General features: G+C 41.6%; 17 protein-coding genes. 12 read left to right on the top strand and 5 right to left on the bottom strand.

From position 1 onward, the window contains the following. Nucleotides 1–2 precede the first annotated feature (2 nt). A complete protein-coding gene (locus MKX62_RS21085; protein ID WP_340742245.1) occupies nucleotides 3–593 on the top strand; it encodes a metallophosphoesterase family protein in 591 nt (196 codons plus the stop codon). 25 nt (nucleotides 594–618) lie between these two features. Here the strand turns inward: MKX62_RS21085 and MKX62_RS21080 are convergent, their stop codons facing one another. Beyond that, nucleotides 619–1,008: a ribonuclease HI family protein gene (locus MKX62_RS21080; protein ID WP_067210269.1), complete on the bottom strand. Its 390-nt coding sequence runs from the start codon at nucleotides 1,006–1,008 to the stop codon at nucleotides 619–621. A 90-nt stretch (nucleotides 1,009–1,098) separates the two neighbouring features. On the opposite strand from MKX62_RS21080, the gene MKX62_RS21075 reads away from it, so the two are divergent. Further along, a complete protein-coding gene (locus MKX62_RS21075; RefSeq protein ID WP_067210267.1) occupies nucleotides 1,099–1,287 on the top strand; it encodes a zinc-finger domain-containing protein in 189 nt (62 codons plus the stop codon). 40 nt (nucleotides 1,288–1,327) lie between these two features. Here the strand turns inward: MKX62_RS21075 and MKX62_RS21070 are convergent, their stop codons facing one another. Then, entirely contained in the window at nucleotides 1,328–1,537 is a 210-nt protein-coding gene (locus MKX62_RS21070; RefSeq protein WP_067210265.1) for a cold-shock protein, read from the bottom strand. Nucleotides 1,538–1,682: 145 nt separating this feature from the next. Between MKX62_RS21070 and MKX62_RS21065 the strand changes: the two genes are divergently transcribed. Then, the gene (locus tag MKX62_RS21065) at nucleotides 1,683–2,312 is read left to right on the top strand and encodes an HD domain-containing protein (RefSeq protein WP_067210263.1); all 630 of its coding nucleotides are present in this window, start codon (nucleotides 1,683–1,685) and stop codon (nucleotides 2,310–2,312) included. Nucleotides 2,313–2,528: 216 nt separating this feature from the next. Here the strand turns inward: MKX62_RS21065 and MKX62_RS21060 are convergent, their stop codons facing one another. Next, complete coding sequence (locus tag MKX62_RS21060) at nucleotides 2,529–3,098, bottom strand: YkoF family thiamine/hydroxymethylpyrimidine-binding protein (protein ID WP_067210260.1); 570 nt, start codon at nucleotides 3,096–3,098, stop codon at nucleotides 2,529–2,531. Between the two features lie 187 nt (nucleotides 3,099–3,285). Beyond that, entirely contained in the window at nucleotides 3,286–4,665 is a 1,380-nt protein-coding gene (locus MKX62_RS21055) for a glycine--tRNA ligase (RefSeq protein ID WP_187047908.1), read from the bottom strand. A gap of 443 nt (nucleotides 4,666–5,108) precedes the next feature. Between MKX62_RS21055 and MKX62_RS21050 the strand changes: the two genes are divergently transcribed. The 9 genes from MKX62_RS21050 to MKX62_RS21010 all read left to right on the top strand — a co-directional run bounded on the left by MKX62_RS21050 (nucleotide 5,109) and on the right by MKX62_RS21010 (nucleotide 14,292). Next, entirely contained in the window at nucleotides 5,109–5,738 is a 630-nt protein-coding gene (locus MKX62_RS21050; RefSeq protein ID WP_082786604.1) for a helix-turn-helix transcriptional regulator, read from the top strand. A gap of 10 nt (nucleotides 5,739–5,748) precedes the next feature. Further along, entirely contained in the window at nucleotides 5,749–6,564 is an 816-nt protein-coding gene (locus MKX62_RS21045) for a pyruvate, water dikinase regulatory protein (protein WP_067210252.1), read from the top strand. 269 nt (nucleotides 6,565–6,833) lie between these two features. Beyond that, nucleotides 6,834–8,648 carry a DNA primase gene (gene dnaG, locus MKX62_RS21040; protein ID WP_067210250.1) on the top strand — a complete coding sequence of 605 codons (1,815 nt, stop codon included), beginning with the start codon at nucleotides 6,834–6,836 and terminating at the stop codon, nucleotides 8,646–8,648. Nucleotides 8,649–8,682: 34 nt separating this feature from the next. Further along, nucleotides 8,683–9,801: an RNA polymerase sigma factor RpoD gene (rpoD, locus tag MKX62_RS21035; protein ID WP_067210248.1), complete on the top strand. Its 1,119-nt coding sequence runs from the start codon at nucleotides 8,683–8,685 to the stop codon at nucleotides 9,799–9,801. 109 nt (nucleotides 9,802–9,910) lie between these two features. Further along, the gene (locus tag MKX62_RS21030; protein ID WP_187045105.1) at nucleotides 9,911–10,462 is read left to right on the top strand and encodes a hypothetical protein; all 552 of its coding nucleotides are present in this window, start codon (nucleotides 9,911–9,913) and stop codon (nucleotides 10,460–10,462) included. Nucleotides 10,463–10,554: 92 nt separating this feature from the next. Beyond that, complete coding sequence (locus tag MKX62_RS21025) at nucleotides 10,555–11,694, top strand: acyl-CoA dehydrogenase family protein (protein WP_067213966.1); 1,140 nt, start codon at nucleotides 10,555–10,557, stop codon at nucleotides 11,692–11,694. A gap of 197 nt (nucleotides 11,695–11,891) precedes the next feature. Then, a complete protein-coding gene (gene cccA / locus MKX62_RS21020) occupies nucleotides 11,892–12,260 on the top strand; it encodes a cytochrome c550 (RefSeq protein ID WP_067210244.1) in 369 nt (122 codons plus the stop codon). 218 nt (nucleotides 12,261–12,478) lie between these two features. Continuing rightward, nucleotides 12,479–13,177, top strand: a complete 699-nt coding sequence (locus MKX62_RS21015) for a tRNA (adenine(22)-N(1))-methyltransferase (protein WP_340742244.1) — start codon at nucleotides 12,479–12,481, stop codon at nucleotides 13,175–13,177. Further along, nucleotides 13,174–14,292 (top strand): Nif3-like dinuclear metal center hexameric protein, encoded by a 1,119-nt coding sequence (locus MKX62_RS21010; RefSeq protein WP_340742243.1) that lies wholly within the window; start codon nucleotides 13,174–13,176, stop codon nucleotides 14,290–14,292. The genes MKX62_RS21015 and MKX62_RS21010 overlap by 4 nt, the downstream gene beginning before the upstream one ends. A 111-nt stretch (nucleotides 14,293–14,403) precedes the next feature. On the opposite strand, the gene MKX62_RS21005 is transcribed toward MKX62_RS21010, so the two are convergent. Further along, nucleotides 14,404–15,381 (bottom strand): 4-hydroxy-3-methylbut-2-enyl diphosphate reductase, encoded by a 978-nt coding sequence (locus MKX62_RS21005; RefSeq protein WP_340742242.1) that lies wholly within the window; start codon nucleotides 15,379–15,381, stop codon nucleotides 14,404–14,406. Nucleotides 15,382–15,441: the final 60 nt, after the last annotated feature.

The following is a 15,441-nucleotide window of genomic DNA, read 5'->3' as shown; positions in this document are numbered from 1 at the left end:
AAATGCATTATGCACTTCTTGGTGACATACATTCCTCTAAAGAGGATTTAGAAAAAGTACTCATGGATATTTCGGAGAAGTATCCGGAAGCAGTCCGTGTCGGGACGGGCGATCTGTTTGAATGCATAATTAGTAAAAAGAATATTACTGATCAGAAGTTTACGAAACTTAAAGACGTTATGATCATTCCAGAAGGGTTTACCGAGCTATTAACATTCTTGTCGGTTAGCGGCAATCAGGAAGACCGAATAATGATGATTACAGAAACAGACGATCCGCTTCGAGAAAAACTGGGCACTATGCCGGAAATGCTGGACATTGCGACGGCTAAAATAATCCATGGTCATCAGTGGAAATGGGGCGGTGAACCGTGGGTGCTTATTCAAGCGGAAGTGGATGAATCTCCCGTGTTTTATGGGCATAGTCATACGTCCAAATTATCCCGAAATGGTGTGAATGAAGCAATTGAATTTGGAATTCCATATGATGTAAGTGGTGACAAGGTCCTCGTGAATGTAGGGGCAGTCGTCATTGATCGAGAATGGGCGCTGTATAATGTATCGGAGAATACGGTTACTTTTATGAAAGCCTAACAAAAAAGACTGAACAGATAACTGTTCAGTCTTTTTTATGAATTGCTTCTCGTGCAAGTGCGTCTGCAGCGCGGTTATCTACATCGGGAATCCATTTGATGAAAAAAAAGTCAAACGTGTCTGCAAACTCAAGTATTTTTTTCAAGTATTCTTTATATGCTTCATTTTTCACGAATTTCTTTTCCACGGCCATGACAACGATTTGGGAATCAGAACGAGCTGATACCATGCCAGTCGTCAGTTTGGATGTTTCTTCCAAGCCGCGTAACAGTGCTTGGAATTCGGCAGAATGATTATCCGTAGGTTCGATTTTTTCGGATAACTTTATTGCATGGCCCTCACCTTTTATGAAAATTCCAATACCACTTTTCCCGGGATTTCCTGCACTTGCGCCGTCTACGTACAACTCAATCATTTGATTTAGCACCTCGATTTAATTGGATTGTTGCACCAGTGTTCAAATAGTATTAGAATATATGAATCGTGTCTTTTGGGGGTAGTCATTATGAATAAAACAATTATTATGAATGAAATAGATGGAATTCTAGATGCCTATTGCGATGGCTGCTTCCTGAAAACACAGCTGTCAAAAGACAAAGGGAAGTCGGGATCACATAAGTTTTGTATTACCGTGTGTACAATCGGAGAGCAGCTTCGGTTTCTAGGCCAGGAAATGAATAAAAACACAAAATAATATCCCGCTGGAAATTGCATCAGCGGGATTTTGTGTTCGATCATTCATCTCCAAGTTTTAAGACATTCGCTGCCTGAGGACCGCGATTCCCTTCGATGATTTCGAAGGATACGGATTGTCCTTCATCAAGCGTTTTAAAGCCTTCAGATAGAATACCGGTAAAGTGGACAAACACATCTTCCCCGTCATCCGCTTCGATGAAACCATAGCCTTTATCATTACTGAACCATTTGACTTTTCCCTGGTACATGTATATTCCTCCTCGGCGATTCGATGTCCCATCCATTAGATACATGGATGCATCAACTATACATGAATCGACATTGTGCGTCAACGATATGCCTAAATATTCAGACGCATTTTCACATAAAAAATCTTTTTATAGGAGTGATTATATGATAAAAACGATTGAAAAATGCATGCAGATAGTCATTGGAATTTACAATAAGTTCGATGCAAGTCATGATTTCGCTCATATCCAACGCGTAATGAAAAATGCGGAAGAAATCTTGGTTCGGGAGCCTTCAGCGAATGAGGAAGTTGTCCGTCTTGCTGTTTTGTTGCATGATATCGAAGATGCTAAATATAAATCAGATGACAACCCATCCATCCTAGACATTTTACAGGAAATTGGTCTCGAAGATGAATTAACTAAGAAAGTAGTAGCGTGTATTGAAAGCGTGTCATTCAGTGGTGGTAATGCGAAGGACATCACGTCCATCGATGGAGCCATTGTGCGCGATGCAGACCGGCTTGATGCAATCGGTGCTATTGGGATTGCACGCACATTTGCGTTCGGCGGTGCAAGGGGAAGGAAGCTATACGATACAGACGAGATGGTTCGTGTTAATATGTCTGAAACAGAATACCGTAGCAAGGAAACGGCATCAGTTACACATTTCTATGAAAAGTTGTTGCTGTTAAAAGAGTTGATGGTGACAGAAGAAGGGAAGCGGCTCGCGGAGCAACGACATGACTATATGGAAGGTTTTTTGAAACAATTAGATCGTGAAATCGGTTCTTAATGGTAATGAAAATGTAACCCCTTGTTCAATAAGAGACAAGGGGTTTTTGAATGATGTCAGTTGGCATGTTTTAGTAATTCTTTCTCAATGATTGCCTGGATTTGATCAGTGCCGATTGCACCGCTAGAGAACGCTTTGCTTTTAATCCAAAATACGGTCCTCATCATTGTGCATCAGTCAATCGAAATTCGATGTATGGCCGATTGTCACCTAAAATTAAACGTTCTTATGCGAGGGACTATTCACACTCATATTCACGGTCATGATTACATGTGACTGAACACTTGAAAAACTATCCTCTAAGAATAAAAATACTGGGTGAACATCGCCGTGTAAACCACTACCATTTTTTGAAGTCGCATTGTACAAATCACTGTTTTTCAACCGGCTAATTTCGGAGCCTATACTATCCATATAATCAGGTTGACCCAAAGGATATAAATTGAACTTAGCGGAAACATATTGTTGAAATGGAGCGTATGATTCTTGATTAATACGGAATTTTTGTTCGGAAGGTTCATGGAATTCATGAACTACCGAAGGACATCCCGAGGAAAACGTACCATTGAATGCTATATGAGTCCCACTTTTTGAGGCGTGAATTATCATCGCTTTCACAGCGTCAAAGACAGCTTCCTGCTCGCCAATCATAGTTGAAGCTACGTCGTCTGTAGACATTGTCACATTTGAAGTGTTGACTCCTTGGAGTGCACCTTTTATGATTTCGATAAAGTTGTTAGTCATCGGATGGATGGAAAATTGGAGAGTGATCAAATTTTTTTTCATTTCAACGTCCCCCTTATTGGTCAAATTGACATTTGTACCTGTTATTTTTTATAGTATCAAAGTGGTAAAATAGATATAATTATTCCCTTAGAAATACGAATTTGAATAAAATAAAACCACTTGCCACCAAATTCATTGGTGGCAGGTGGTTTAGTCTTTCATCTGAATTTTTTCACGTTAGGATAGATTAAAATTCAAGCTGTTTTGCAATATAATCTTTCACTTCTGAAATAGGCATACGTGTTTGTTCCATTGAATCGCGGTGACGAACTGTCACTTGACGATCTTCTTCGGAATCAAAATCATACGTAATACAGAATGGTGTTCCAATTTCATCTTGACGACGGTAGCGTCTACCGATTGATTGTGCATCATCGTATTGTACGTTGAAATGTTTACGCAGTTCCGCATAGACTTCATCTGCGCCTTCCGCGAGTTTTTTCGATAATGGCAGAATCGCAGCTTTTACCGGTGCAAGCGCTGGGTGGAAACGAAGAACAGTACGTTTGTCGTCGCCTTCTAGCTCTTCTTCATCAAATGCATCGCATAGGAACGCAAGTGTCACACGGTCCGCACCAAGTGAAGGTTCGATACAATAAGGTACAAATTTCTCGTTTGTGATAGGGTCTAGGTAGTTGAAATCCTCACCGGAATGTTCCATATGACGTTTCAAATCGAAATCAGTACGGTTCGCAATGCCCCATAGTTCACCCCAACCAAACGGGAATTTGTACTCGATGTCAACAGTTCCTTTTGAGTAATGCGAAAGTTCGTCTTCATCGTGTTCACGTAAGCGCATATTGCCTTCTGTCAAACCAAGGTTCAATAACCATTGCTTTGAGAATTCACGCCAGAAAGCATACCATTCCATATCTTCGCCAGGCTTACAGAAGAATTCAAGTTCCATCTGTTCGAACTCACGCGTACGGAATGTGAAGTTTCCAGGTGTAATTTCATTCCGGAAGCTTTTTCCGATTTGTCCAATACCAAATGGCATTTTCTTTCTCATCGAACGCTGTACGTTTTTGAAGTTTACGAAGATACCTTGTGCAGTTTCAGGGCGAAGGAAAATTTCATTCGCTGATGAATCTGTAACACCTTGTGATGTTTTAAACATTAAGTTGAACTGACGAATATCTGTATAGTCCATAGCGCTACAAGTAGGGCAGACAACGTTATGTTCGTTGATAAGTTCTGCCATTTTATCGAAAGATAGACCATCGACAACCATTTCGATACCTTTTGCATCAAGTGCATCTTCAATTAGTTTGTCAGCACGATGACGTGTGTTACATTTTTTACAGTCAATCATCGGATCGTTGAAGTTTCCGATATGACCTGAAGCTTCCCATACTTTCGGGTTCATGAGGATAGCCGCGTCAAGACCGACGTTATACGGCGATTCTTGAATGAATTTCTGCCACCAAGCTTTTTTGATATTATTTTTTAATTCAATCCCAAGTGGGCCATAATCCCACGTATTTGCAAGACCTCCGTAAATATCAGAGCCTGGGAAAACAAAACCTCTTTGCTTTGCTAAGTTAACGACTTGTTCCATTGACATAATAAATCCCTCCAATTATTAATCAAATACGCCTTGGCGGATTTGCGTCCAGATTTTGAATTGAGCTTGCTCAAATAATTCCCCTCAAAATCTGTGACATCCGCCGGAGGCTTTAATTTTGTTCAGCGGGGGCTTATGCTGAAACAAATTAAAAAGCACCCATCCCTGGACATATGTCCAGGGACGAGTGCATGATTACCCGCGGTTCCACCCTAATTGGCTGACGAACAGCCCTCTTTAATAGTGCATTAGCTCCAGGTTGCCGTTTCATGTCGGTACGGGCTTTCACTATCCCCGCTCGCTTCAATTTGACATTACTCATAGACCTATCTTCGCCTATTCAATTCTAACTTAGTTTAGCATGGTTCCGATTTCTTCGCAATAGCTCGCGTCTTCGTATATAATAATCAAGGATAAACAATTGAACGCTTAGGGCGGTGACATATATGGAACTGAATAAGCGTCAGACGGAAATCTTTGAAATCGTTAAAGCAGATGGCCCAATTACTGGCGAACAGATCGCGGAGCGGCTTAAGCTAGCGAGGGCTACAATCCGTCCTGACTTAGCTATTTTAACAATGGCTGGCTTTTTGGATGCAAGACCTCGAGTAGGCTATTTTTATTCGGGAAAAAGACCTGCCCAATCAGTTGCTGACAGTATGACCGGCATGAGGGTGCGTGATTTTCAGTCAATTCCGGTCGTTGTGGAAGAAAATATTTCGGTTTATGATGCAATTTGTCAAATGTTCCTAGAAGATGTTGGGACATTATTCGTCGTCGATCAATCTTCATTTCTTACCGGAGTTCTTTCGAGGAAAGACTTACTAAGAACGAGTCTTGGGAACAATGAATTGGAGAAAATTCCGGTCCATGTCATTATGACGAGAATGCCAAATATTACGTATTGTGATAAGCAGGATACGCTCCTTCATGCGGCGAAGAAAATGATAGACCAGCAAATTGATTCGCTACCTGTTGTCGTTGACAATGGGGAAGGGCTTGAAGTTGTTGGTAGGGTAACCAAAACCAATATTACTGCAGCCTTCCTATCACTTGCGGATGATCACGAATTATGAGGGGGATACTATGAAGAAGCTAATTTTGTTCATCGTTTCTGACTCAGTCGGTGAAACGGCCGACCTTGTTGCAAAAGCAGCGGCAAGTCAATTCAGACAAGGGCTAGAAACCGTATTAATTAAAAGGTTTTCACATGTAGAGGATGAATCGCAACTTGATGAAATCGTCTATTTAGCGAAACAGCAAAATGCAATCATTATCTATACGCTTGTGAAAAGTGCAATGTGTCAAAAACTAAAGCAAGAATGTCGAATTAAAGAAATTCAGTGCATCGATCTCCTTGGGCCAATTATCGAACGGATAGGTATGGAACTTGGTGAAAAGCCATTAGAAGAACCTGGACTTGTGCGGCAACTTGATGAAGATTATTTCAAAAAAATTGAAGCAATTGAATTCGCCGTTAAATATGACGATGGTAGGGATCCGCGAGGTATTTTGAGAGCAGATATTGTTCTAGTAGGTGTTTCAAGAACGTCGAAAACACCCTTATCGCAGTACCTTGCACATAAACGTTTTAAAGTGGCGAATGTTCCACTAGTACCTGAAGTCGAGCCGCCGGAAGAACTATTTATGATTGACCCAGCTAAATGTTACGGACTTGTTATCTCTGCGGAAAAACTAAACTTCATCCGCAGAGAACGTCTCATCGCACTTGGTTTAAAAGATGATGCGAATTATGCGCGAGTTGAGCGGATTGAAGCTGAAATTACGCATTTTAATAATGTCGTCTCGAAAATCGGTTGCAATGTTATCGATGTAACAAACCGGGCTGTAGAGGAAACTGCAAATGTTATACTAAGTGAGCTTACGAATCGTCATTCGTAAGCAAGAAGTGGGAGTTACTGTTAATCCTGAGGTGGAAGGGTATTCATAATCAGGACACAGTGATGTAGAAGGACCGACCGCTAATACGGGTTGGTTCTTCTTTTGCGGATGAAGAATTTTTTTTTGAAATATGAGGTTCATATAGAGATAAAGCTTTACTATTAGTGTAGTATGAAAGATTCCGAGCATAATCGAAAATATTTTGTCGAAAATGAAGGGTTTTTGAATACTATCTCGAATTTAATCTTGATAGAGTGGTTGGTGATAGGATGACGAGAATACCAGAAGAGACTATAGAAGCCGTCCGATCAAAGACTGATATTGTAGATTTAATTGGAGAATATGTGCAACTTACAAAAAGAGGAAAGAACTGGTTCGGGCTTTGCCCGTTTCACGATGAAAGTTCACCTTCTTTCTCAGTTACAGAAGATAAACAACTCTTCCATTGTTTCGGATGTGGCGCTAGTGGAAATGCGATTACCTTCATTATGGATATTGAAAATAGCCCTTTCACCGAAGCCGTTGTAAAGCTCGCTGAACGAACTGGTATTGAAATCGATGCTACAGTGGGTGAAGGATCCGGAGCAAAGCAGCATAATGAATTTAAATCTATGATTGAAGCGCATGCTCTTGCTGCAAACTTTTATAGTCATCTACTCCTAAACACTGTAGAAGGTGAAGAAGCACTAGAATATCTTGAAAAAAGAGGGTTTACGAGAGAGAGTATCGAAAAATATGGAATCGGGTGGTCGCTAAATGATAATGAAGCGCTGTCGGGTCTACTAAAGCGTAAGAGTTTCGATATGAGGGATATGGAACGTGCTGGGCTTTGCATCATGAAAGACGATGGGACTGGCTATTTTGACAGATTTCGAGCACGTATCATGTTCCCGCTTCATGACGACAATGGTAACGTTGTAGCATTTTCTGGACGTATACTTACCGGTTCAAAACAGGAAGCCAAATACCTAAATAGTCCCGAAACCCCAATATTCGAAAAGAGTCATATTCTGTACAATTTTCACAATGCACGTCTTAACGTCCGGAAAACGGGTAAAGTAATACTGTTTGAAGGATTTATGGACACGATATCTGCTGATCGTGCTGGTGTGACGAATAGTGTTGCCGTAATGGGCACATCTTTATCAGATACACATCTGCTGAAATTAAAAAGAATTGCTAAAGATCTTATCATTTGCTGTGACGGAGATGATGCTGGATGGGAAGCGGCAAAACGATTCGCAGACATGGCCACCCAAAAAGGGTTGGATGTTAAAATCGCGTTGTTGCCTGGAAAGATGGACCCCGACGACTACATCACAGAGCATGGCGGTGATGCATTTCGCGAAAAGGTCATCGGTAATCCCCATTCATTCATGTCATTCATAATGGCATATGCAAAGCGATCAAAGAACCTATCTTATGAAAACGATGTGTTGCAATATATCCATGAAGTATTGGAAGAATTAGCGAAGCGTTCATCGCCAGTAGAGCGGGATCTTTATTTCCGGCAGCTTTCAACCGTGACTGGTGTATCAATCGAAGCCATTAATCAGCAGTTTATAAAAATGGCGGGACATCAAGCGAAGAAAGCAAAAACAGAACCAAAGCATGGGGAAACTATGCGTCCTCAACCTACTGTTCCAATCAGAAAGAAGACCGGTACTGAGCGTGCAGAGCGATTGTTGCTCTTTCACCTGTTAAGTGATGGGGAATTGTTTGATCGAATACGATTGGACAAGCAAAACCTGTTCGTTCGAGAAGATTATGTTGCTATCTTCATTCGGCTCGCTGGGTTTTATGAACAACACGGAATACCTGATTTCCACAGGTTTGCGGAATCGTTGGAAGACCGAGAACTTAGAAAAATTGTATTAGAATCTGCAATGGTGGAAAGAGATCCTGAACACGCTGCGGAAGAAATAGCTGATTGTATCAGTCACCTTGAAAAATATAAAATTAGTTTGACAATCCATGCAAAGATCCATGAATCGAAAGAAGCAGAAAAAATAAATGATCATACCCGGGCGCTGGAGCTGGCCAGGGAAATTATACAGCTCCGGAAATCATTGACGACATTGTAGTCGTTTTCCGGTGTACTTAGGAGGAACGGGTAAGATGAGCAAAAAAGAGCAAACAGAAGATATGGAAATTGAAATGACTGTTGAAGAAGTGAAGGCAAACCTGTTGGAGGCCGGAAAGAAAACAGGTGAACTTACGCTCGATGAGGTAACTGAGAAGTTATCTGTGTTTGAAATGGAACCTGAACAGTTCGAAGAATTCCTTGATTTGATTGAAGTACAAGGAATTGAAATGGACCGCAAAGCCGATGAAGAAGCCGGCGATGAGGGGAAAGTAGTGGCAGAAGAAAAGTTCGATTTGAATGACCTCAGTGTCCCACCAGGTGTTAAAATCAACGATCCTGTAAGAATGTACTTGAAAGAAATTGGGCGTGTTGATTTACTGACAGGTGCGGAGGAAGTTGAACTTGCAATTCGCATCCTGGATGGCGATGAAGAGGCGAAAAAGAGGCTTGCAGAAGCCAACTTGCGTCTAGTCGTAAGTATTGCAAAACGGTATGTCGGACGTGGCATGCTGTTCCTTGATTTAATTCAAGAAGGAAACATGGGGCTCATTAAAGCAGTCGAGAAATTCGACCATACGAAAGGCTTCAAGTTCAGTACGTACGCAACGTGGTGGATACGTCAGGCAATCACCCGTGCAATCGCGGACCAAGCCCGTACAATCCGGATTCCAGTTCATATGGTTGAAACCATCAATAAGTTGATTCGTGTTCAGCGTCAATTACTACAGGATCTTGGTCGTGAACCATCTCCAGAGGAAATTGGAGAAGAAATGGATTTAACTGCTGAAAAAGTACGTGAAATCCTAAAAATTGCACAAGAACCTGTATCACTTGAAACGCCAATTGGGGAAGAAGATGATTCTCACCTCGGTGACTTCATAGAAGACTCAGAGGCTCAGTCACCGTCTGATCATGCAGCATATGAGTTATTGAAAGAACAACTGGAAGACGTACTCGATACGTTGACAGACAGGGAAGAAAACGTGCTTCGTCTGCGTTTTGGTCTTGATGATGGTCGTACAAGAACACTTGAAGAAGTCGGTAAAGTGTTTGGCGTAACCCGTGAACGAATTCGTCAAATCGAGGCAAAAGCATTACGCAAACTGCGTCACCCATCTAGAAGTAAACGACTAAAAGACTTTCTTGAATAAAAAAGGGCATCGGCATAATTTGTGCCGATGCTTTTTTCACTGTTAAGCAACAGGGCAGCTGATTGGCGCTCTCTGATTTACCTACACTTTTCAAGGAGCGATTTATACTATGAATCCACAGCGAAAACGAATGATTATTTCGGAAATAAAATATTGGAAGCAGAATAAGTTGTTGCCGGAACATTACTGTGATTTTCTAATTACTCTCTATGCTCAAGGGCAGGATGAGAAGGAAGTGAAAGCCACCGAAGCCATTCTTGTCAAGGAAAAAAAGAAATTGGAACGGAAAATTGTTTTGATGACCATACTAGCGATAATCGTTAGTGGAGGCATGTTCGTATTTACCCAATACCCAGGGTGGACACTTACCTTGACGGCTGTTGTTTTGTTCTCGTTTCTCCTGTTGACGATGCGTAAATCAATGATTCAAATGGGAATAGCACCTATTTTATACATACTGGCATCCTTAATGTTGTTATTAATGTCACTGAAGCTATGGGTTGTCTTTTTCGATGGGCATACGATGTTACTAATCGGATTACTTATGTTGAACTGTGCGCTCTGGCTATTTGCAGGACGTATGCTAAAATTACAGTATTTCACAATCTCTGGTGCAGCTGGGCTACTATTAATCATCGTATTTTTACTTGTTTCGTTCTGAATTCTCCTATTCTTTCAGTAATAGTTGTGAAAACGGTAGACAATTCGTTATAATTGAAATTGTAAGCGTTCACAACAAAGGGGATGAAGATGTTGAATTTCGATTTGACAGAAGAACAACAGATGATTAAAAAAATGATTCGGGAATTCGCAGATGAAGTTGTTGCACCAGGTGCAATCGACCGCGACCGGACAAAAGAATTTCCAGTACAGGTGTTTAAACAGCTCTCCGAAATGGGAATGATGGGTTTACCGTTTTCTGAGGAATATGGGGGCGGAGGAGCCGACACAGTAAGTTTCGCAATTGTTACGGAAGAACTGAGCCGGGCATGTGCATCAACAGGAATTACATATTCGGCGCATATTTCTTTGGGAGGGGCACCGCTCAACCTATTTGGCACTGAAGAACAGAAACAGAGGTATTTGACGCCAATTTGTACAGGGGAATCATTAGGCGCATTTGGATTGACAGAATCGAATGCGGGCTCGGATGCGGGGGGGACGCAAACGACAGCAAAAGAAGACGGGGACGATTATGTCATCACCGGTTCTAAAGTGTTTATCACGAATGCGAGCTATGCCAAGCACCTTGCAATTACTGCTATCACTGGGAATGAAGACGGAAAGAAAGAAATTAGTGCAATAATCGTTCCGACTGATGCAGAAGGCTTCACGGTTATTGATAACTATGAAAAAATGGGGCTAAATGCTTCTAATACGACAGAACTTGTGCTTGACAACGTCCGAGTACCAAAAGAGAACCTGCTAGGGACTCAAGGTAACGGTTTCCGACAATTCCTCGTAACGTTAGACGGTGGACGTATTGGGATCGGTGCTATGGCAGTAGGAATCGCTCAGGCGGCATTTGACCGGGCACTTCGCTACTCTAAAGAACGTAAGCAATTCGGCAAAACTCTTTCTGAATTCCAGATAACACAATTTAAGCTGGCAGATATGGCGATGAAAATTGAGCTTGCACGCAATATGGTCCATAAAGCAGCATGGCTGAAAGATCAAGGACGTCCATTCTCGAAAGAAGCTTCCATGTGTAAACTATATGCATCGGAAATTGCTATGGAAGTAGCGAGTGAAGCAATCCAGATTCATGGCGGTTATGGCTATATGAAAGAATATGAAGTCGAACGCTATATGAGGGATGCCAAGCTTCTTGAAATTGGAGAAGGAACTTCGGAAGTCCAAAGAATGGTCATTGCCAGACTAATTGGCTGTTAACAATAAAAGCGTCTTGCACCCGCTTAGACCCGAGCATTTGGTGCCTGTAGCTAGATAATAATAAAATATTTGTCGAAATTGTCACAAACACCGAAAAGATCATCGTTAACCCTTTCAGTTTTCTATTGAATACAGTACAATAATAGTTGTGTACTGTATTCATTACAGAATAGATCCTGATAAAGGAGGGTAATTCAATGGGAAAAAATCCAATAATTCCTTATATTCTTATTTTTGCGCTTGGAATCGGTCTTATTTTCTTCATGTCCCTTTATGGACTTGAACAGAAAAGTGAAATCGCTGAACAAGGCGAAGAGGGGGTAACTGAAGAAGCTCCAAGTTCTGCGGAATTTGATGCTGAAGCAGTTGCTCAAGGGAAATGTATCGGCTGTCACGGTGGAGACCTTACAGGCGGAATGGGACCAGGACTGGTTGGAACTAAACTGTCTAAGGATGAAATTAAAAACATCATAAAAGACGGTACTGATGGCGGAATGCCAGCAGGACTCGTTTCGGATGATGCCGAGCTTGACGCTATGGCAGATTATATTTTATCACTTAAATAATCCTTAATTAGGAAGAGCTGTCAGTTAGCAGAGCATTTCTGTAAACTGATGGCTTTTTCTGTTTTTTATGTTGAACTATTGAATACTTACATAAACAAAGCGAAGGTTACTCTTAGCCCCGCTGCGAATTCAATAGGATTCTTAATTTCAACAAATAGGATAAAGTGCAAAATACGACAAAATCCAATACAATAAAAGTATTGAAAGGCGGCGATCAATTGAATTCCGAACGATTATCTAACAGATTGAAGGCGGTTGCTTCTTTCGTTGACGAGGGTGCAGTCGTTGCAGATATCGGCAGCGACCATGCTTATTTGCCATGTTTCCTCATTCATACAAAGAAAGTGAAGAGGGCAGTCGCAGGAGAAGTAGCCAAAGGGCCATTTGAGTCTGCGGTTAAAAATGTGAGACGTGAAGGTTTTTCCGATGCGATTACCGTGCGATTGGCAGATGGTTTATTCGCTATTGAAGAAAATGATGCTGTCGATACGGTGACAATCGCGGGGATGGGTGGACCGCTCATCGCTACAATTTTGGAGAGCGGAAAAGACCGTCTTTCTCAAGTGAAGCGAATCATCGCACAACCGAATATATATTCTAGAGCAATCCGAGAATGGGCCGTTTCTAACGGTTGGAAAATAATAAAAGAACACATTTTGAAAGAAGACGGCAAAATATATGAAATTATCGTGATGGAAAAAGGGCAAGCGGTCTATGAGGAACTAGAATTAATGGCAGGACCTTTGTTATTGACTTCAAAAACCGACGTATTCATTGAAAAGTGGGAAAGTGAATTGTCGGAATGGAATCGCGTACTTGATTCCCTCGAAAAAACAATTGAAACAGAGGCAATAAAAACGAAAAAAGTACAGTTGGTACGTCATATTGCGTTAGTTAGGAAGGTGTTGACAACGTGAAAAAAGTGAATGGTCATGAAATTATTGCGCTTTTTGAAAAGTGGTCCCCAAAACGATTTGCAATGGATGGAGATCCAGTCGGTCTTCATATCGGGCAATTGAATCGAACTGTAGAAAATGTGCTTGTTACATTGGATGTCAATGAAGAAGTGATTGATGAGGCGATTCGAAAAGGTGCCAACCTTATTATCGCGCACCATCCACCAATCTTCAGGCCGTTGAAAAGCCTATTAACAGACATGCCGCAAGGTAGCATGATCGAAAAGTGCATTAAAAATGATATAGCTGTCTATGCGGCACATACAAATCTTGACGTTGCACCGGGCGGAGTGAATGATATGCTCGCTGAAAAACTTGGTTTGGTTGACACGAAAATAGTTGAGTCGACGCATTCTGAGTCACTTTATAAACTGGTTGTCTTCAGCCCCGCAACACATGCGGATGACATTAGACAAAAGCTGGAAAAAGCGGGTGCTGGTGCAATTGGCGATTACGTCGGATGCAGTTTTAGCGCATCAGGTATTGGGCGTTTCACACCTGTCGAGGGGGCTGAGCCGTTTATTGGTGAAATGGGTAAAAGTGAGGCAGTTGAAGAGGAAAGAATCGAAGTGGTTGTCCCTGGACCTATTCGCAGTAAGGTACTAAAAGCGATGTTAGAAGTCCATCCATACGAAGAACCTGCGTATGATTTAGTCGTTCTTGATCAACAGTCAACTGACTATGGTCTTGGTCGTGTTGGGAAACTTTTGGAAAAGACAACACTTGGACAATTTGCGGAACTTGTAAAAAAAGCTTTTGATGTCCCGGCACTTCGATTTGTGGGTGATCCAAACAAGCAGATTCGAAAAGTTGCTGTCTTGGGCGGAGATGGGAATAAATATATAGGAGCTGCTAAACGAAGCGGAGCGGATGTTCTGGTAACCGGGGATTTGTATTACCATGTTGCACATGACGCAGAAGCGATGGGTATTGCTGTCATCGACCCGGGGCACAATATTGAGAAAGTAATGATTCAAGGTGTTGCGGACTATATGCAGGCAGCTTGCGCGCAGGCTAGCTATAATGTCTTGTTTATCGAATCGGAAATTGTCACAGAACCGTTTACTTTCATTTGATAATGTTTGATGAAAAAAACCAGCCTCTGTAAAAGAGGCTGGTTCATTTTAAAGATAAAATATGTTTTTCGACACGGAATAGTGTCTAGCTCTAAGCGCCAGAAGCTTATATTAAGTTGTTGTGTACGGTTCAATTCGTATCACAGGTGTAGGGTTTTTAATTTTAGGTAGAATTTTTTCTACTAGGAATTTCCGTTCTGGAAGATGTGTAGAAGTATCTTCAGGATCGAACTTCTCAAGGAAAGCAATTACTTCACGAACAATCAAAGTTGGTGTCGAAGCACCCGCAGTGACAGAGACAGTTTCAACACCTTCCAACCACTTCACATCGAGTTCCGAAAGATCCGAGATTCGGTATGATGGAGTGTTGGCAATTTCGACAGAGACTTGTGTCAGGCGATTCGAGTTGTTGCTCTTCGGATCTCCTACGACGATAAGAAGGTCTGATTCCCCGGCATGCTGTGCGACGGCCTCCTGCCTTACTTGAGTAGCAAGACAAATTTCCTTATGAACTTCGATATGTGGATATTTCAGTTTAAGTGCGTCCATAATGTGAACAACATCCCATTGGCTCATTGTTGTTTGGTTTGTGACAAGCAATTTAGCGTTCTGTACAGTAAGATTTTCGACATCCTTAATCGTTTCTATCAAATGGACCGCGTGAGGTGCCACACCGATTGCACCTTCTGGTTCTGGATGATATTTTTTTCCGATGTAAATGATGTCGTAGCCTTCTGCAGTTTTTTCCCCAATCAAGTCATGGGTGACAGTTACATCAGGACAAGTTGCATCAATCGATACAAGGCCTTTTCTTTTCGCAAGCTCCCGCACTTCAGGAGAAACACCATGTGCTGTGAAAATCACTGTACCTGTCTCAACTTTTTCAAGAATTTCTAGACGATTTTCACCATCAATCGTGATGATGCCATCTTCTTCAAACGCATCTGTAACATGTTTGTTATGGACAATCATTCCCAATATATAAATGGGTCTCGGCAATGTTTTGTCGAGTGCCGCATTTCTTGCGATGATCATTGCATCGACAACCCCATAGCAATAACCTCTAGGGGTAATCTTTAATACTTTCATGTCGTTTCACTCCTCTAATAGGATCTACCATCCATTATAACGGAGTTGGACGGCGGATTC

Source organism: Sporosarcina sp. FSL K6-5500, from assembly GCF_038005665.1.
GTDB lineage: Bacteria > Bacillota > Bacilli > Bacillales_A > Planococcaceae > Sporosarcina > Sporosarcina psychrophila.
Note: the sequence above shows the minus strand (reverse complement) of the source record. Positions and strands in the feature narration are given on the sequence as shown.